This is a genomic window from Segatella maculosa DSM 19339 = JCM 15638 (assembly GCF_000382385.1).
Classification (GTDB): Bacteria; Bacteroidota; Bacteroidia; order Bacteroidales; family Bacteroidaceae; genus Prevotella; species Prevotella maculosa.
Genome location: NZ_KB908326.1, coordinates 74,450 through 92,369, shown reverse-complemented (window position 1 = coordinate 92,369; position 17,920 = coordinate 74,450). Strand labels below are relative to the sequence as shown.

Below are 17,920 nucleotides of genomic sequence, written 5' to 3'. Positions count from 1 at the left end.
GTTTACTCGTTCATTATCAACTAAAACATGGGCGGACGCACGAGCCGTGCGTCCCTACATGCATTCGAGCAGCTCGCCCTATCCATCATTTTACACATCAATATGGACAAGGTGGGTATGTAGGGACGCACGGTTCGTGCGTCCGTTTGGCGCGGAACAATCAACTTGTCAATTTGTTTACTCGTTCACTGTTAACTAAAACGTGGGCGGACGCACGAGCCGTGCGTCCCTACATGCATTCGAGCAGCTCGCCCTATCCATCATTTTACACATCAATATGGGCAATGTGGGTATGTAGAGATGCACGGCTCGTGCGTCCGTTCTGCGCGGAACAATCAACTTGCCAATTTGTTTACTCGTCCACTGTCAACTATGTTGCGTTTCAATCTCAGCCATTTTGCACGCTAATATGGGTCATTTTACCGCGCAATCTCAGCCATTTTACCACGCGATATGGCTGAGATTGAAACACAAGGTGTAAGCCATTGATTATCAGCCTGAACGTATGTAGGGACGTACGGAGCGTGCGTCCGCTCCATTAACCATACATATTTGTTTGCCATTCAAGGCAAATCGGTATATGATGGCAGGGAAGCAAGTAGCACATTTGCTGCATAAACAACGAAGCCACGATGCGGTTTATCTCTTACCTCCTTCTTGTTTGTCCTCATCATTTATCAAGTGGGCCAACATCAAACGTCAATTCCTCCTCATGAATGCTTGAATGGGCCATCAATATAGGCCAAACAGCGGGGGAAAACGAAAAGCGTCGGACGATTGAAAACTCAATCTTCCGACGCTTTTTGTTGTCCCAGGCGGACTCGAACCACCACTGACAGAACCAAAAACTGTAGTGCTACCATTACACCATAGGACAATCTGCGCGCAAAGGTAGTGGTTTTTTTGCCTATCACCAAATTTTCGGCCGACTTTTTGCGGCTCCTTGCCCGTTACTTTCCCTTGAAAAGCAACGTCAGAAGCTCCATCTCGCGCGTGATATCGAAGTGAATGGTGGACTTATCATAGCGTTCGCTCACCCCACCAAGCGTGAGAATGTCGCAATGTCCCACCAATGCTTGCCCCTTGACACGTTGTATTCCAAGGTATTCGCGCAGTAAATGATATTCATCGGGCACTGATGTGACCACGAAAGGATGCGCATGTGAGCCGTCACCCGTGGCGGCAATAGCCTCAAGAAGCCGCTGGAAAACGAGCAAAGCGCCGTAACCTGTGTTCTTGGGAACAGGCGTATCTGTTGCAAAAGGCCAGCCATCGCGGCACAATTGGGCTTTGACAAGCAGGGCAGAGAGGTTGAGCGGATTCACAGCAAGCACTTTATCAGCCAGCTGAATGGCTTTGGCTGTTTCTTTATTCTGCAGGGCTTTGTTCATTTCCTGCTCGTTGACGGTTTCCTTTCCAAGGCTGATATAGCTCTGACCGCAGTAGGCCAGCACGCATTCCGCCATGGTCGGGGGCTGCTCGGGCGTTGGGGTTGCGACCCTTTCTACCAGCAATCGTATGCTGTCGGGACGCGAAGTGCAAAGCTGTTCGATATGTTTCCAGTCGGGCGTGATATAGTTTTTGGACGCCTGCGCCATGCTTGTGAGGGCGAGAATGAGGAACAACGAAGTGATAAATGGCCGTTTCATGTCGTGAAATTCAGGTTTATGGGACAAAGATATAAAAAAATCTGCAAGGTAATGTGCCCTGCAGACTTTTTTATCGTCATACAAATGAAATCTTATTTGACCGTGATAAGATAGTAATTCTTCTTACCTCGCTGCACAAGGAGATATTTTTCGTCGATGAGGTCGGCAGCCGTTACGGGGCGATCGAAGGCATCGAGCTTCTCTTTATTGAGGCTCACGCCACCCCCTTTGACCAGTTTTCGCATCTCACTCTTGCTGGGGAAGATGTCCATTCCCTCCTGATTGAACACGTCTACAGCCGGTGAACCCAGCAAGGAGTGGTCAATGGTGTAGTGAGGTACGTCGTTGAAGACATCGTTGAGCGTTACTTCGTCGAGCCGTTCCAAGCTTTCTTTGGTGGCTTTCCCAAAGAGTATGTTGCTGGCGGCAATGGCCATGTCGAGGTCTTCCTTTGAATGAACCATCGTTGTGACCTCTTCTGCGAGTCGTTTTTGGAGTGTTCGGCGGCCCGGGTCCTGCAGATGATCGGCCACAAGCGCCTCAATGGTCTCCTTATCAAGGTCGGTAAAGATCTTGATATAGCGTTGGGCATCGTCGTCACTGACGTTGAGCCAGAACTGATAGAAGGCATATGGCGTCGTTCGATTGCGGTCGAGCCACACGTTTCCACTCTCCGTTTTGCCGAATTTCCGCCCATCTGCCTTCGTAATCAACGGACAGGTGAGACAGAAAGCCTCGGCTTCATTGCTCAAAGTGCGGCGAATCAGTTCGGTTCCCGTGGTCATATTGCCCCATTGGTCATTGCCTCCGAGCTGCAAACGCACGCCATGATGCTGATAGAGATAAAGGAAATCGTAGCCCTGAAGCAGCTGATAAGTGAACTCGGTGAACGAAAGTCCGTCGTGAGCCTCGCCGTTCAAGCGCTTTTGTACGCTGTCTTTGGCCATCATGTAGTTGACGGTGATGTGCTTGCCCACCTCTCTTGCAAAGTCAAGAAAGGTGAACTCCTTCATCCAATCGTAGTTATTGACCAGCTCGGCCTTGTTGGATTCGCTGCCATCGAAGTCAAGAAACTTTGCAACCTGCCTCTTGATGGCCTCTTGATTGTGGTATAATGTATCGGAATCCAGCAGGTTTCGCTCCTGACTTTTACCCGAAGGGTCGCCTATCATGCCTGTTGCACCACCCACAAGCAGGTAAGGTTTGTGTCCGCAACGCTGCAAATGGCGCAGCATCATGATGCCGCAAAGGTGGCCGATGTGCAGGGAATCGGCCGTTGGGTCGGTACCCAAGTAAGCCGAAACCATGTGGCTTTGCAGATACTCTTCCGTTCCCGGCATGATTTGTGCCAGCATACCACGCCATTTCAGCTCTTCAACGAAATTCTTTATCATGTTTTTTCCAATTAAAAACGCGGGAAGTTGCTTTCCAATCCCTCCCACATTGTTTATTTATATGCGTGTCGGGGGCCGCTCACAGTGCTTATGGCACGGGGTCATAACCGCTTCCGCCCCATGGATTGCACCTCAGAATGCGCCACACGGCCAATGCCAATCCCTTGAAAGGGCCGTGCTTCAGCAGTGCTTGTCGGGCGTATTCGGAGCACGTTGGCGTGAACCTGCACGACGGAGGTGTGAGGGGTGAGATAACATGTTGGTAGAACCAAACGGGCAACAGCAACATCCATACGAGGAGTTTCATTGCACCTTGCCATATCATTTTAGCTATGTTCATAGCTTTTCACCTATGCGTTGTAACAGATTGACAACCTTTCGGGTGACGATTTCCGACGATTGGAGCTTGTCATCAAGCCAGATGAAGGCCATTACCATGCTTTTTCCGTCTTCCATTTTGTCGGCCACGAACCGGCGATTTCGGCGATATGCCTCCCTTATCTGACGCTTTACGCGATTGCGTTTAACGGCTTGTTTGAAGCATTTCTTAGGCACACTGACCAGTAATTGCGTCTTGGGAAGCCGTTGTGGGCCATCTTCCGTCATTAGCATATAGACCACGCGTAACGGAAAGGCTGACATGGAGTGGCTTTTTCCACCATTAAAGAGCTTGTCAATGGTCTTTTTGCTACTGACGCGCTCCTCTTTGGGCAGTCTTTCCGAGTGAATCGTGACCATATCCCACCTGTTAGGCTTTTATTCTTGCGCTTCCAAATAAGCCTTCAAGGCCGCCGTCATCGAGGGATATTCCTTACTTGGCGCCACAAGGTCGATGTGCAAGCCTTGCGCTTCCACCTCTTTGGCCGTCGCAGGCCCGAATGCAGCAATCTTGATGTCGCCTTGTTCGAAATCAGGGAAGTTCTTTTTGAGTGCTTTAACGCCCGTCGGGCTGAAGAACACCATCATATCGTAGTCGAAAGCGGCCTTTTCTGCGGCCGAGAAGTCATTACTTACCGTGCTATACATCACACATTCGCTGTGTTTCAGCTTCTTATTGTCGAGCATGTTCTTGATGTCATCGTTGTGAACACTGCTCAATGGCACGAGATATTTCTCGTTCTTGTGCTTCAACATCAGGGGTATCAGCCCGTCAATCTTACCATTTGTGCCGAAAAAGACCTTGCGTTTGCGATACTGAACATACTTCTGTATGTAGAGAGCAACAGTCTCTATGAGGCAGAAATACTTCATATCTTCGGGTATAGTGATGCGTAATTCCTTGGCTAATTTGAAATAATTGTCGATAGCATGACGCGAAGTGAACACCACTGCCGTGTGATCAAGCAGGCTAATCTTCTGCTGTCTGAATTCTTTAGAGGAGATTCCTTCAACCTTAAAGAATGGTCTGAACACCATTTCCGTGCCATATTCCCGCGCAATGTCATAGTAAGGTGACTTGTCACTGGCTGGTTTTGGTTGAGAAATCAAAATCTTCTTTATCATTATATCCTAAAAATTGATTTTCAAATATGCGTTAATTGTTGCCAAGGTTCCCCATAAAGCGAGCACAGGCATGACTTCAAGGGTGCAAAAGTACAAAATATTCTGCACATAACTTCCGTTTTGTTTGAAAAAGATAAGATAGCTCTTGCAGAACAACATGATTTTAAGTAGGACGATAACCACAAAGGTATAAACCATAGCATGGTCTACTTGGAGACCGAAATAGGCCACCAATGTGCTCGCAGGGAATAGCAACAAGCCCTCTATCGACACGATAAAGAGAATCGACTTGAGCCATTGTTCGTTCCGCTTACGGTCGAAAAAGGTCAGATTGGTCACCGTGTAAATCACTATCTTCAATAGGAAATAAATCAGAAACGCACCAGAAAACCACCCGATTACTTGGTATTGATCGACAATAAACGTGTCGCTAAGGGTGGCACGTGTGTGAAAAAAGAACAGCAACGCTAGCTGAAGACACGTCTGAAGCATCAAGAAAAACTGGAAACGAAGCTCGCTTGCCGTCTCAGTAACGGCCGTTGTCTCGCCGTGTTGCACGTAGAAGAAGTGCTTTGCCTGCCGTCCGATGAAGCCACGCGACTTTCTGAAGGCCACTATACCAATGACAAAGCAAGCCAAAAGAAGCCCCGTTATCACATTGTCCGCTGCAACGGAATACGGAATGGGGTCTCCTGCAACGCCCATTCGCCCACCCGGTAGCTCAGGATGGAACAAAGGAGAACGCGAAAAGAATGATTCTTTGTAGTATTTCGGGAGACTCACGTCCCGCCAGCTCTTCCCTACGGGCTGACCCGGCAGATGTAGCGTGTCGGGACGGCTGCTCCAATGAATCTCGCTCGGCTTGATATGGGCCTGAATGGCCGAATCTTGTTGGGCCGGCGTGGCGTTCTTGGGCAGCCAACTCAGCACTTCGGCCGGCGTAGGTTGCCGATGTACGAGTGCTTCGGCCTCGGGAACACCTTCCGACAGTGCTGCTTGTGCGATGGAATCTCCTTGTTGTATCATTCTATTATGATGAAAAAGGGACGGAAACACGTGCTTTCCGTCTCTTTCGGTACATGAATTTACAGATTAAATGCCTGTTTAATGTCGGCCACACGGTCGAGTTTCTCCCACGTGAACAGCTCCACGTCGATGGTTTTCGGCTCATGATACCTGCTGGTAAAGGTCTTTTTCACCACTTCATTACGTCTTCCCATGTGTCCATAGGCTGCCGTTTCCAAATACATCGGCTGTCTCAGCTTCAACATACGCTCAATAGCGTGCGGACGGAGGTCGAACAGTCGTTCAATTTGCCTTGCAATCTCGCCATCGCTCATCTTTACGTTGCTCCGACCATAGGTATCGACATACACACTGACCGGTTTAGCCACGCCAATAGCGTAAGCCAACTGCACAAGCATCTCGTCTGCGACGCCTGCCGCTACCATATTCTTGGCGATATAGCGTGCAGCATAGGCCGCAGAGCGGTCAACCTTCGACGGATCTTTACCTGAAAAGGCTCCTCCACCGTGTGCTCCTTTGCCGCCATATGTGTCAACTATAATCTTACGGCCTGTAAGTCCGGTGTCACCATGCGGACCTCCGATGACAAACTTGCCCGTCGGGTTGACGAGATACTTGATATTGTCATTGAACAAGGCTAATACTTTCTCGCCTAAACGGCTTTTCACGCGCGGAATAAGAATGTTGATGACGTCTTCTTTGATTTTATTGAGCATAGCTTCATCGTCATTGAGGAACGCATCATGCTGTGTACTCACGACAATCGTGTCGATTCGTTGCGGAATACCAGCGTCGTTATATTCAATCGTCACTTGACTCTTGGCGTCGGGGCGTAGATAAGGCATCAATTTGCCCTCGTGACGGATTTCGGCCAGCGTACGCATCAGCAAATGTGACAGATAAAGCGACACAGGCATGTAGTCCTCGGTCTCGATAGTGGCATAACCAAACATCATTCCTTGGTCTCCTGCTCCTTGTTCGTCTTCATTTTGTCGGCTCACACCACGATTAATGTCATCGCTCTGCTCATGAATGGCCGTCAAAATGCCACATGAATTGCCGTCAAACTGATACTCTGCCTTGGTATAACCAATCTTTTTGATGGTGTTTCGGGCGATGGTTTGCAAGTCGATATACTCTTTTGAGCGCACTTCGCCCATGATAACCACTTGTCCCGTGGTGCAAAACGTCTCGATGGCGCAGTGAGATTGCGCGTCATAAGCCAGAAACTGGTCGAGCAATGCGTCCGAAATTTGGTCGGAAACCTTGTCAGGATGTCCCTCGGACACTGACTCTGAAGAGAATAAATAACTCATTTTTCTATTACTTTTTAGCGTGGAACAACACCAAGTAACCGTAAAATCAGAGAGGATTTTGCAGTTTTAGCATTTTTTTATGTGGTTGCAAGCAGCCAAATTTTTCCACAATTGTTATACATAATCTATTAACTTGCCGCAAAGTTACAAACTATTTTCCATATTGCAAAATAATAATACGAAAGTTAATAGCTTAATTTCGGTTCCCGTTTGCATGTAACTGTTCCTCCCGCTCCCTTTCCTTCATAATCATCTCGGCCCTATTGCATCGCAATAGGGCCGAGAAGGAGATGTAGGGACGCACGGTTCGTGCGTCCGTTTAGGGTGAATTGCAGGTGTATATGTATGATTGTTTGAGTGGACGCACGAGCCGTGCGTCCCTACATGCGGTCAAACGATTTATCACATTGGCCTGATTATGGCCTGATTTCGGCACTCCTTGCTCCTCGTGGCCTTACGGTTGCTTGCCGATGTAGGCCAAGATGCCGCCGTCCACATAGAGAATGTGACCATTCACAAAGTCGCTGGCGTCAGAAGCCAAGAAAACGGCCGGTCCCATCAGGTCTTCAGGCGTTCCCCAACGTGCAGCCGGGGTCTTACTGATGATGAATCGGTCGAAAGGATGGCGGCTTCCGTCGGGTTGTTTCTCGCGAAGTGGAGCGGTTTGTGGCGTAGCTATGTAGCCCGGACCAATGCCGTTGCACTGTATATTGTGCTCGCCGAACTCCGAACATATATTGCGTGTGAGCATTTTCAGGCCGCCTTTGGCTGCCGCATACGCGCTGACTGTCTCACGACCCAGCTCACTCATCATCGAACAAATGTTGATAATCTTTCCGTGTCCCTTTCGTTTCATACCCGGAATGACGGCTTTTGAGACGATAAAAGGAGCGTTGAGGTCGATGTCAATCACCTGTCTGAAGTCCTCCACACTCATCTCTTCCATCGGAATACGCTTGATGATTCCGGCGTTGTTGACGAGAATATCAATCGTTCCGAGCTCCTTTTCAATCGTATTGACGAGCGTTTTAACCTGCGATTCGTCGGTGACATCGGCAATATATCCGCGGGCATCGATGCCTTTGGCCTTGTAGTCGGCCAACGCTTGCGCAAGATGTTGCTCACTACGACAGTTGAATGCCACCTTAGCCCCAGCCTTTGCGTAGGCCTCAGCAATGGCAAATCCGATGCCATAAGCACCACCTGTGACCAAAGCTACCTTACCTTCTAAAGAGAATTTTTTTGAAAATGTGTCCATGATTTGTTTTTGTTTCGAGTTATTCGTAATATTTCTGCAAATATATATCATTTATTTTAAAATCCTGCCATAAATGAATGGAAATTTGTTTTGTAAAAAAATGTACGCTAATTTTAACACTTCGGAGTACCATGAAATAGAAATAAAAAGTAAGGATAATCGACCTCCGGACTCTATCTTCCGTTTTTTACAAGCCATTTTCCATCGTTTTACTTTTCCGTTTTCCTCATCGCAGTTGACAATATCAGCCATATCGTCGCGCAATATCACCCACTTTACCGCGCAATATGGCTGACATTGTGCGATAATATGGCTGATATTGGTTTTCAATATGATGCATGTAGGGACGCACGGCCCGTGCGTCTGCTCCCCGCTTCAGTTAACAATAGACAAGTAAACGGGTGAGCAAGTTAAATGCTCGTATGCATGTAGGGACGCACGGGCCGTGCGTCCGCTCATTAAACCACGTGGATATACCTTTCAATATTGATGGAACGGACGCACGAGCCGTGCGTCCCTACATGCCTATCATGGCATGTTATGCAGGAAAATGATTGAAATAACTACACAAAACGAGTGATTTCAGCTTGCAAAGTCCATACAATCGATCTGCAAAACAGCGAGTTTTGCCTCGCAGATTGCATTGTTTTATTTAATCATTTGATTTTTAATGGTTTATAAAAGCGTAAAATACGGTTTCTATTCCTATCATCTGTGCTTCCATTTCAAATACGCAAGTTATGCGAAAGCGTTTGTAAAAGAAAATCATAAAATCAAGATTATGGTTCCATATACTCATTTTTGATTTCCACCCCACCCCATTTTAATGGGAAAATAAACTGATTTACACCTTATTTTACCTTCATTTTCTTCACAAAAAAAAATAGAAAAAGCCATAAAATACGGCTATATTTTATGGCTTCTTCTATTGGTATCGCTATTTTATTTCATTCGGAAACGGAATAAAACAGCCCGTTTGAATATGCTTATTCTTTGAAAGCGGCAGCTTCGGCAGCAGCAATGATTTCTTCATCGCTCTGCTTTCGCGCACTGATATCGCTCAAATCGAACTCGTCTTTATCCTTTTCGGGTTTTTGTTCTGCCGATTCTTTCTCGGTTTTATACATGGGTGAACGACGACGGTTGCGACTTGGCCTGTCCTCATAAACGGTTTCACGGAACACGTTTTCGTGTTTTTCCTCCGGAAGTTTGTCATCTTTGCTTTGAGGAATGATGAAATTGTCGGCCTCATCCGTGCTCGGCACGTTCTCAACCGGCTCTTCTTCCATCTTTGTACGGTCGGCTTTGGCAGCGAATACGGCGTCGATAAACTTCGGTTCTTTGCGCAATCGCTCTAAAGTAAGCTTGCTGGCGAGTTGCTGGCTCTCCTTTTTACTGTAGCCAACACCGCTACATCCGTCTACACCTTCAATGACAACACGATAGTTGAACATCGGACTTCCGTTCTTGTCTTTGCCTTGTTCAAGGATATTAAAGTCGAGACGGACGCGGTTTTTCTGACTCCATTCGATGAGTTTGCTCTTGAAATTCACCTCTTTATAGGCCACTTTGTCGATGTTGATCATCTGTGCAAGGATTCGGTTCTTCATAAAACGCATGCAAGCATCATAGCCCTTGTCGAGATAAATGGCCCCAACAAGTGCCTCAAAAGCATTGCCTCCTATGTAATTATTATGTGAAGAGCTACGCCCATTGCTAAGGATTAATCGGCTAATTCCAAGCTCTTTGGCCAGCTTATTCAGCGTTTCTCGCTGCACAAGTTTGGAGCGTGTGTTGGTAAGAAAGCCCTCTCTCTTACCCGGAAAGTGCTGGTAAACGATGTCACCTACAATGGCATCAAGGATAGCATCACCCAAAAACTCAAGTCGTTCGTTGTTAACTGGCTTCCCTTTTGCATTGCGTCGCATCACACTTTTATGCATTAATGCCAACTTATAGTAGCTGATATCGTGTGGAAAAAAGCCGAGAATGGAACGTAAAGACGAATAAAGCTCCTTCTCTTTTCGGAAAGGAAGCTTTATTCTATCAATGATATTATTCAGCATATTTCTTGAAAACAACGCAGCAGTTATGTCCTCCAAAGCCGAAAGTGTTGCTCAATGCCGCACGCACTTCACGCTTTTGAGCCTTGTTGAAAGTGAAGTTTAATTTGTAATCCAGTTGTTCATCGTCGTCACCTTCTGCGTGATTGATGGTCGGAGGCACTATATTATGCTTCACACTCAGCACACAAACCATCGCTTCAACAGCTCCTGCAGCACCCAAAAGGTGGCCGGTCATGCTCTTTGTTGAGCTGATATTGAGTTCATAGGCATGGGCTCCAAAGACGTCTTTTATGGCTTTTGCCTCTGAAATATCACCCACTGGAGTAGACGTTCCATGCACGTTGATGTAGTCAATGTCCTCAGGTTGCAAGCCAGCATCCTTGAGTGCGTTCATCATAACAAGCTTTGCACCGAGGCCTTCCGGGTGAGAAGCGGTGATATGATGGGCGTCGGCACTTGCTCCTTCGCCTACCATTTCGGCGTAAATCCTTGCACCTCGTGCCTTTGCATGGTCCATTTCTTCGAGTATTAAACAGCCCGCTCCCTCTCCCATCACGAAACCATCGCGGCTTGCACTAAAGGGACGGCTCGCATGTTCGGGGTCTTCATTGCGCGTAGATAGGGCATGCATGGCATTAAAACCGCCCACTCCGCATTCGCAGATGGCTGCTTCTGCACCGCCACTTACAATAATATCGGCCTTTCCCAAGCGGATAAGGTTGAACGCATCAGCTAAAGCATTGCTCGAAGATGCGCAAGCACTGGTCGTAGTATAGTTGGGACCGTGGAACCCATACTGTATACTTATCTGCCCAGCAGCTATATCTGCAATCATTTTCGGTATGAAAAAGGGATTGAATTTAGGTCCATCAGTAACGTGTTGTCCGTAATATGTCACCTCATCTTGGAAAGTTTGAATGCCACCGATGCCCACTCCGTAGACCACACCGATACGGTTCAGGTCTTCTTTCTCCAAATCGAGACCGGCATCTTTGATGCCTTGAGCGGCACTTACCATTGCCAATTGGCAATAACGGTCCATCTTTCGGGCCTCTTTACGGTCGATATAGTCATTCAAATTCAAGTCTTTTACCTCGCAGGCAAACTTGGTTTTGAACAATGTTGTATCGAAATGGGTGATTGGTGCAGCTCCACTCTTGCCTTCAAGCAGGTTTTTCCAAGTCTCTTCTGGCGTGTTACCAACCGGTGTAACAGCTCCCAAACCTGTTACTACTACTCTTTTTAATTCCATATATATAAAAAATTGATTAGGGATTAGGGATTAGTGACCGGGCACAACAGGTTGTAACCCAATCCTTAATCACTAATCCCTAATCTTATGATTTGCAAAATAATCTAAGCTATGCTATTACTTTGCGTTCTCTTCGATGTACTTAATAGCATCACCTACAGTCTGAATGGTCTCTGCTTTGTCGTCAGGAATAGAGATACCAAACTCTTTTTCGAACTCCATAATCAGCTCTACGGTATCCAAAGAGTCTGCACCAAGATCGTTTGTGAAGCTTGCTTCGGGCTTAACTTCAGCCTCGTCAACACCGAGTTTGTCTACGATAATAGCTTTAACCTTGCTTTCAATTTCTGCCATAATAGTTAATTTTAAAATGATTATAAATTAATTTCTTAATGAAAAACTGCGTGCAAAGGAACAAATTTATTTTCAATTCCGCAAATATTTTATACAAAAAAGCACCTTACCTTGCACAAATACCCCCACATTGTGCAATAAATCACGCGTTTTTTCCATTTTTATTCCGTTATAACAGCCATGATTTTCCAATGCATGTCGCCAATAATAGATGTCTTTTTAATTGAAAATACGTTGCACATGTGCCACAATTTGTTCGTAATCGATATCGTTCATGCAAGCATAATCGCCTCGGAAACAAGGCTTATTGCCATAAACGGAACAGGGACGGCAGGGCATATCCAACTGAACGGCATCTGTTTTGCGTTGGTTCCAGCCCATGAAGCCGGCGAAAGGATGCGTGGCTCCCCAGACACTTACCACTCTTGTACCTACCAACGAGGCCAAGTGCATGTTGCCACTATCCATGCTTAACATCACATCTAAATGGCTCATGAGTATCAATTCGTCGCCTATTCCGTTCAAAAGTGCCGAAGCATTCATGCAATTGGCATAATTCTTGGCCCACGCATCAAGCACTTCTCGCTCTTTCCCGCCACCACCAAAAAGGAAAATACGACAGGAAGGGTAAAGCTGAATGAACTTTTCAACAACCTTTTCCATCTTTTCCAAGGGATAAATCTTACCCTTATGGGCAGCAAACGGGGCAATACCTATCCACCGCTGGAACTCCTTTTTCTCGCCTATTACAGTCGGAAGCCGACGCAGATTTCCCCCTTCGGTAGGGAAAACCGACTGAAAATCCAACTTTACGGGATAGCCCAAACGGGCCAATACTGCTGCATAGTTTTCAAAAGATGTGGGCTGCTGTACTTTTACTTTATCCTTTTTCCGACACAACAGTCGCTTTCCTTTGCGGTGTTTATCTATATGTGCCACGCGAAAACCACCGAGGAAGAAACGCAACCGCAGGTATTTCGTGCGCAACACATCATGAAAATCGGCTATATCGGTGAAGTTTTTTGCCAACAATCTGCGATAAAGTGCATTCAAACCATTAAAACCTTGATATTCGTTTTTAATGTCGGCAGCCATGAAACGAACGTTATCGAGTCCTTCAAAGAATGGACGAGCAAACGGTTTGCTCAACACTGTAACACGAAGATCGGGATATTGGCGTGCCAACGAAGCCACAACGGGAAGCATCATGGCTACATCGCCCATGGCAGAAAAGCGGATAATGAGAAGATGTTTCATCGTATCAGACCCCTACTTCCTACATGTTGCAGGGTGATTGGATTAACATATCAATGTTTCGGCTATGTTTCTACCTCCTATTTCTTATATAACACAGGGTTCGTATCGGCATCGTTATACATCTTCATCTGTCGATATACCTTCATATATTTCCTGCCTGCCGCAATATCCTCAAGCAGTTGGTCGATGGCCGTACTTAAATCAACCTGCTGCTCCATGAGAACAGCCAGCTTAGCCTTGCACTTTTCAATGTGTTCGGCTGTGGCATCAGTACGATCAGCCTGCTCTTTCATGTGATAAATCTTCAAGGCAAGAATGCTCAAACGGTCCACTGCCCAAGCCGGACTCTCCGTATTGATGCGTGCATTTGGCTGAACTTTCACCTCTTTATATAAGTCTCTGAAATACGAATCAATCTGTTCTACCAAGTCAGTTCGGTCTTGATTGCTCTTATCGATGCGTCTTTTGAGAGTCAAAGCCTCTGCAGGAACAATCCCGGGATCGCGGATTATGTCTTCAAAATGCCACTGAACGGTATCTATCCAACACTTCAGATAGAGGCGATTTTCAATGGTTCCCTCTTTAAAAGGGTTACAAATAGGGGCATTGATGTCGTCTTTTACGTGATAATCACCAATGGCTTGATTGAATATCTTGTTGCAATGTTGTGTGAAAGACATATAATTACTATCTATTTTACACTTAGGTTAATACTGCAAAAATATATATTTATTTTCATAATCACAAATATTTATCCACAATAAGTGTTGATAAGCCTGCTGAAAAAGCATAGATAATCTTGTTTATAACTTGATTGTTATTCACAACCTTCCCCCCTACCCCATAAATCTCGTGGATATCAACTCTCTTATACAGCAGTTTCCTTTTGCTTTTCCACGTTTTCAGCATTGAAATATTTATCAACTTATCAAATCATACCTATTCCGTCGTTTAAGTGGAAAAGCTATATATGCCATTGATATTCATTGAAAAATTATCAATAATAGCGTTGATAACCGCTTATTTGATGTTGATAATGAAACAAGCAAATTATTCCTTGACTTTTTATCGACATATCCACACTCATTATTCTTACTCTTTTATTTTCTTTCTTTTAAAATATTAAAGTATAAAAAGAATAAAGCGTCGGGCGTATCTTTCTAAAAATACATATAAAGCTATAGTTAATGCTTTATAATTCCTATATCGTTTTGATTAAGTTTCCGTAACTTTGTAATCTCACATCCTGTTGTCTAATTTTAAATGATAAACAAATAAAAGAATAGTATAATTATGGAATAAATATATTCCATATTGTTTTGAGATATAAAATGAATTATTTACTTTTGCAATGGAACAATTAAGGGAAATATTCTACTCTGAATCGTACGAAACTTACTATAAGAAGTTGGATAAAAAGCTTCAAGAAAAGTTTGATTATGTGTCACATATAATAAGAACACAGCCTGTTGTAAATAGTAAGTTCGTTAAGAAGCTGGAAGGAAGTGACTTCTATGAGGCACGAATATCAATGGGAAGTAATGAATATCGTACTATTCTCTTTGCAATAGATGCTGAAAGTTTTAATCAATGTTCATGTGTTTTGTATTTGAATTCTTTTCAAAAGAAAGATAAAAAGCAATATAAAAGCGAAATAAAGAAAGCTGAAAAAATAATTAAAAACTATATGGAGGAATGATAATGATAACATTAAATAGAGACAAATTGGCTAAGTTGCGAACTTCAAGTGCGCATTTTAATAAGAAATATGGCGTGGAAGGAACACCTAAACGAAAGGATTTTGAAGCGCGTGCCAATACTTATTACTATGCCGAACTGCTGAGAGAGCAACGTAAAGCACAAAAACTTACACAGCAACAATTGGCAGAAAAGATAGGAAAAAAACGGGAATATATCTCGCAAATCGAGCGAGGTAACAGCGATATGCAACTATCTACCTTCCTACAAATAGCCAATGCGTTAGGTTTAAGGTTTGCAATGGTCGTTGGTTGAATGACTTCAATCTTCAAAAGACCATCAATCGTTAACGCTTCCTAAATTATATTCCCTTTCAATTGAATTTCAGTAATTTTGTACATTCAATGGAATTCAATCATTACGCGATAGATTATGGCAGCAAACGATAAGGGCCTGACGCCCATGATGAAGCAGTTTTTCTCGATGAAAGCCAAGCATCCCGGTGCATTGATGCTGTTTCGTTGTGGCGATTTCTATGAAACTTATGGTGAAGATGCCGTAGTTTCGGCGGGCATCTTGGGCATCACGCTGACCAAACGTAATAATTCTGCTGAGAATTCAGTGGAGATGGCGGGATTTCCTCACCATGCCTTGGACACTTATCTGCCTAAACTGATTCGTGCCGGCAAGCGTGTTGCCATCTGTGATCAGCTGGAAGACCCGAAAAAAAAGCGTGAACAAATCAAGGGAAAGAAGGGTCTTACGGAGATGGATAAGATGGTTAAGCGTGGCATTACAGAGCTTGTGACGCCCGGAGTAGCCATGACTGACACCGTATTGAACTACAAAGAGAACAATTTTCTGGCTGCCGTGCACTTCGGAAAGGCTTCTTGCGGCGTGAGTTTCTTGGACATTTCGACGGGAGAATTCCTCACCGGAGAAGGCTCATACGACTATGTTGAGAAGATGTTGGGCAACTTTCAGCCCAAAGAAGTGCTCTACAACCGCGAGCATAAAAAGGATTTTGAACGCTTTTTTGGTACAAAATACTGCGTGTTTGAGATGGATGACTGGGTTTTTTCCGACCAAAGTGCACGCCAAAAACTGCTGAAACATTTCGGAACAAAGTCGCTCAAAGGCTTTGGTGTAGACCATTTGAAGAACGGAATCATTGCAAGTGGAGCCGTATTGCAGTATCTTGAACTGACCCAACACACACATATTAACCACATCACTTCGCTATCTCGCATCGAAGAAGAGAAGTATGTGCGCCTCGATCGCTTTACAATTCGTTCGTTAGAACTGGTATCTCCGATGCAAGAAGAAGGCAGTTCACTGCTCAATGTCATTGATAAAACGGTCACAGCTATGGGCGGTCGAATGCTCAGGCGCTGGCTTGTTTTCCCCTTAAAAGACGTATTTCCCATCACAGAACGGCTGGATATCGTCGACTATTTCTTCCAAAAACCGGAGTTCAGGCAGCTTATTAACGAGCAACTTCACCGTGTGGGAGACCTCGAACGCATTATATCTAAGGTGGCAGTTGGACGTGTTTCGCCGCGCGAAGTGGTTCAGTTAAGGAATGCACTTGACGCTGTTAGGCCCATCAAAGAGGCTTGTCTTTATGCCGAAAATGAGGCTTTGAAGCGCATAGGAGAGCAGCTGAACCTCTGCGAAAGCATCAAGAATCGCATCGAAAAAGAGATACAACCCGACCCTCCACAGCTGATTGCGAAGGGCGATGTCATAGCCGATGGCTGTAATGAAGAGCTGGATGAGCTGCGTGCTTTAAGCAAAAACAGTAAGGATTACGTGCTGAATATTCAGGAAAGAGAGGCAGAAAAGACGGGAATAACAAGCTTAAAAGTGGGTTATAACAATGTTTTCGGCTATTATCTTGAGGTACGTAACACCTTTAAAAGCAAGGTTCCCAACACATGGGTACGTAAACAGACGCTGGCGCAGGCCGAACGGTACATCACACAAGAGCTTAAAGAATACGAAGACAAGATACTTGGCGCCGACGAGAAGATTCTTGCGTTAGAAGCACGCCTGTTCAGTGAGCTGATATTGGCCATGCAAGACTTCATTCCGCAGATTCAAATCAATGCAAACCTGTTGGCACGCATCGATTGTCTGCTGAGTTTCGCCAAAACGTCTGAAGATAACGGTTATATCCGACCTGTCATAGACGACAGCGAGGTGATAGATATCCGTCAAGGTCGCCATCCTGTGATTGAAACCCAGCTGCCTTTGGGCGAGCGTTATGTGCCCAATGACGTCTATCTTGACACGGAAAAGCAGCAAGTGATGATGATAACAGGGCCTAATATGGCTGGAAAATCGGCGTTACTTCGCCAAACAGCCCTTATTGTTTTGCTGGCCCAAGTGGGTTGTTTCGTCCCTGCTGAGCGGGCAAACATCGGACTTGTGGACAAAATATTCACGCGCGTAGGAGCCAGCGACAACATTTCGTTGGGCGAATCCACGTTTATGGTCGAGATGACTGAGGCTTCTAACATTCTTAACAACGTGTCTTCAAAGAGTCTTGTGCTGTTCGATGAGTTGGGAAGAGGCACAAGTACCTACGATGGTATCAGCATTGCGTGGGCTATTGTGGAGTATCTTCACGAACAACCTAAGGCACGTGCACGCACACTTTTTGCCACACACTATCACGAACTCAATGAGATGGAAAAGAATTTCCATCGCATTAAAAATTACAACGTGAGCGTGAAAGAGGTAGATGGCAAGATTATCTTCCTGCGCAAGCTGATGAAAGGTGGCAGCGAACATAGTTTCGGCATTCATGTGGCTGAGATTGCGGGCATGCCACGCTCGATAGTGAAGCGAGCCAACGTGATATTGAAGGAATTGGAGGCCGATAATGCCGGCGTAGGACGTGCAGGAAAGCCTAATACAGCCAAGATAGCAGAACACAGAGAGGGCATGGAACTGAGCTTTTTCCGTCTTGATGACCCTGTATTGGAGCAGATTCGCGACGAAATCCTCGGCCTCGATGTGAACAATCTCACGCCCGTTGAGGCCCTTAACAAGCTCAACGACATCAAAAAAATATTGAACGGGAAAGCCTGAACACCCGTTTTTTCCATTCTAATGAATGGAGATGGAGTGGTTTATGGGTTC

Annotated in this window: 16 protein-coding genes and 1 tRNA gene; 3 read left to right on the top strand and 14 right to left on the bottom strand. The window is 45.4% G+C overall.

What is annotated here, in order from left to right:
- Window positions 1-806 precede the first annotated feature (806 nt).
- The 14 genes from H164_RS0108390 to H164_RS0108320 form a co-directional block, all read right to left on the bottom strand.
- Window positions 807-877 (bottom strand) — tRNA-Gln (locus tag H164_RS0108390).
- A 73-nt stretch (window positions 878-950) separates the two neighbouring features.
- Window positions 951-1,649, bottom strand: coding sequence for a DUF4919 domain-containing protein (locus H164_RS0108385; RefSeq protein ID WP_019968198.1), 699 nt, complete (start codon window positions 1,647-1,649; stop codon window positions 951-953).
- Window positions 1,650-1,741: 92 nt separating this feature from the next.
- A complete protein-coding gene (tyrS, locus tag H164_RS0108380; RefSeq protein WP_019968197.1) occupies window positions 1,742-3,043 on the bottom strand; it encodes a tyrosine--tRNA ligase in 1,302 nt (433 codons plus the stop codon).
- An 88-nt stretch (window positions 3,044-3,131) separates the two neighbouring features.
- Window positions 3,132-3,383 carry a membrane protein insertion efficiency factor YidD gene (yidD, locus tag H164_RS0108375; RefSeq protein ID WP_019968196.1) on the bottom strand — a complete coding sequence of 84 codons (252 nt, stop codon included), beginning with the start codon at window positions 3,381-3,383 and terminating at the stop codon, window positions 3,132-3,134.
- Window positions 3,380-3,781, bottom strand: a complete 402-nt coding sequence (gene rnpA / locus H164_RS0108370) for a ribonuclease P protein component (RefSeq protein ID WP_019968195.1) — start codon at window positions 3,779-3,781, stop codon at window positions 3,380-3,382. The genes yidD and rnpA overlap by 4 nt, the downstream gene beginning before the upstream one ends.
- A gap of 18 nt (window positions 3,782-3,799) precedes the next feature.
- Window positions 3,800-4,546 carry a uroporphyrinogen-III synthase gene (locus H164_RS0108365; RefSeq protein WP_019968194.1) on the bottom strand — a complete coding sequence of 249 codons (747 nt, stop codon included), beginning with the start codon at window positions 4,544-4,546 and terminating at the stop codon, window positions 3,800-3,802.
- Between the two features lie 6 nt (window positions 4,547-4,552).
- Window positions 4,553-5,572, bottom strand: coding sequence for a DUF4271 domain-containing protein (locus H164_RS0108360; protein WP_019968193.1), 1,020 nt, complete (start codon window positions 5,570-5,572; stop codon window positions 4,553-4,555).
- Between the two features lie 59 nt (window positions 5,573-5,631).
- Window positions 5,632-6,888 carry a methionine adenosyltransferase gene (gene metK, locus H164_RS0108355; RefSeq protein ID WP_008564319.1) on the bottom strand — a complete coding sequence of 419 codons (1,257 nt, stop codon included), beginning with the start codon at window positions 6,886-6,888 and terminating at the stop codon, window positions 5,632-5,634.
- A gap of 454 nt (window positions 6,889-7,342) precedes the next feature.
- Window positions 7,343-8,146 carry a gluconate 5-dehydrogenase gene (locus tag H164_RS0108350; RefSeq protein ID WP_025830295.1) on the bottom strand — a complete coding sequence of 268 codons (804 nt, stop codon included), beginning with the start codon at window positions 8,144-8,146 and terminating at the stop codon, window positions 7,343-7,345.
- 986 nt (window positions 8,147-9,132) lie between these two features.
- A complete protein-coding gene (gene rnc, locus H164_RS0108340) occupies window positions 9,133-10,212 on the bottom strand; it encodes a ribonuclease III (RefSeq protein ID WP_019968190.1) in 1,080 nt (359 codons plus the stop codon).
- Window positions 10,202-11,464 (bottom strand): beta-ketoacyl-ACP synthase II, encoded by a 1,263-nt coding sequence (fabF, locus tag H164_RS0108335; RefSeq protein WP_019968189.1) that lies wholly within the window; start codon window positions 11,462-11,464, stop codon window positions 10,202-10,204. The genes rnc and fabF overlap by 11 nt, the downstream gene beginning before the upstream one ends.
- A gap of 117 nt (window positions 11,465-11,581) precedes the next feature.
- The gene (locus tag H164_RS0108330; RefSeq protein ID WP_008564325.1) at window positions 11,582-11,818 is read right to left on the bottom strand and encodes an acyl carrier protein; all 237 of its coding nucleotides are present in this window, start codon (window positions 11,816-11,818) and stop codon (window positions 11,582-11,584) included.
- Window positions 11,819-12,037: 219 nt separating this feature from the next.
- Complete coding sequence (locus H164_RS0108325; protein WP_026356297.1) at window positions 12,038-13,075, bottom strand: glycosyltransferase family 9 protein; 1,038 nt, start codon at window positions 13,073-13,075, stop codon at window positions 12,038-12,040.
- Between the two features lie 77 nt (window positions 13,076-13,152).
- A complete protein-coding gene (locus tag H164_RS0108320; RefSeq protein ID WP_019968187.1) occupies window positions 13,153-13,755 on the bottom strand; it encodes a DUF4254 domain-containing protein in 603 nt (200 codons plus the stop codon).
- A 671-nt stretch (window positions 13,756-14,426) separates the two neighbouring features.
- On the opposite strand from H164_RS0108320, the gene H164_RS0108310 reads away from it, so the two are divergent.
- The 3 genes from H164_RS0108310 to mutS all read left to right on the top strand — a co-directional run bounded on the left by H164_RS0108310 (window position 14,427) and on the right by mutS (window position 17,869).
- The gene (locus tag H164_RS0108310; protein WP_008564329.1) at window positions 14,427-14,774 is read left to right on the top strand and encodes a type II toxin-antitoxin system RelE/ParE family toxin; all 348 of its coding nucleotides are present in this window, start codon (window positions 14,427-14,429) and stop codon (window positions 14,772-14,774) included.
- 2 nt (window positions 14,775-14,776) lie between these two features.
- On the top strand, window positions 14,777-15,088 hold the full coding sequence (locus H164_RS0108305; protein WP_025830297.1) for a helix-turn-helix domain-containing protein: 312 nt from the start codon (window positions 14,777-14,779) through the stop codon (window positions 15,086-15,088).
- A 117-nt stretch (window positions 15,089-15,205) separates the two neighbouring features.
- Complete coding sequence (gene mutS, locus H164_RS0108300) at window positions 15,206-17,869, top strand: DNA mismatch repair protein MutS (RefSeq protein WP_019968184.1); 2,664 nt, start codon at window positions 15,206-15,208, stop codon at window positions 17,867-17,869.
- Window positions 17,870-17,920 lie beyond the last annotated feature (51 nt).

Bases quoted from the DNA above. Each gene is read 5' to 3' on its own strand.
- rnpA (WP_019968195.1), bottom strand. From the start codon at position 3,781: ATGGTCACGATTCACTCGGAAAGACTGCCCAAAGAGGAGCGCGTCAGT.
- yidD (WP_019968196.1), bottom strand. From the start codon at position 3,383: ATGAACATAGCTAAAATGATATGGCAAGGTGCAATGAAACTCCTCGTA.
- H164_RS0108360 (WP_019968193.1), bottom strand. From the start codon at position 5,572: ATGATACAACAAGGAGATTCCATCGCACAAGCAGCACTGTCGGAAGGT.
- H164_RS0108325 (WP_026356297.1), bottom strand. From the start codon at position 13,075: ATGAAACATCTTCTCATTATCCGCTTTTCTGCCATGGGCGATGTAGCC.
- metK (WP_008564319.1), bottom strand. From the start codon at position 6,888: ATGAGTTATTTATTCTCTTCAGAGTCAGTGTCCGAGGGACATCCTGAC.
- tyrS (WP_019968197.1), bottom strand. From the start codon at position 3,043: ATGATAAAGAATTTCGTTGAAGAGCTGAAATGGCGTGGTATGCTGGCA.
- fabF (WP_019968189.1), bottom strand. From the start codon at position 11,464: ATGGAATTAAAAAGAGTAGTAGTAACAGGTTTGGGAGCTGTTACACCG.
- H164_RS0108365 (WP_019968194.1), bottom strand. From the start codon at position 4,546: ATGATAAAGAAGATTTTGATTTCTCAACCAAAACCAGCCAGTGACAAG.
- H164_RS0108330 (WP_008564325.1), bottom strand. From the start codon at position 11,818: ATGGCAGAAATTGAAAGCAAGGTTAAAGCTATTATCGTAGACAAACTC.
- H164_RS0108385 (WP_019968198.1), bottom strand. From the start codon at position 1,649: ATGAAACGGCCATTTATCACTTCGTTGTTCCTCATTCTCGCCCTCACA.
- H164_RS0108320 (WP_019968187.1), bottom strand. From the start codon at position 13,755: ATGTCTTTCACACAACATTGCAACAAGATATTCAATCAAGCCATTGGT.
- rnc (WP_019968190.1), bottom strand. From the start codon at position 10,212: ATGCTGAATAATATCATTGATAGAATAAAGCTTCCTTTCCGAAAAGAG.
- H164_RS0108305 (WP_025830297.1), top strand. From the start codon at position 14,777: ATGATAACATTAAATAGAGACAAATTGGCTAAGTTGCGAACTTCAAGT.
- mutS (WP_019968184.1), top strand. From the start codon at position 15,206: ATGGCAGCAAACGATAAGGGCCTGACGCCCATGATGAAGCAGTTTTTC.
- H164_RS0108350 (WP_025830295.1), bottom strand. From the start codon at position 8,146: ATGGACACATTTTCAAAAAAATTCTCTTTAGAAGGTAAGGTAGCTTTG.
- H164_RS0108310 (WP_008564329.1), top strand. From the start codon at position 14,427: ATGGAACAATTAAGGGAAATATTCTACTCTGAATCGTACGAAACTTAC.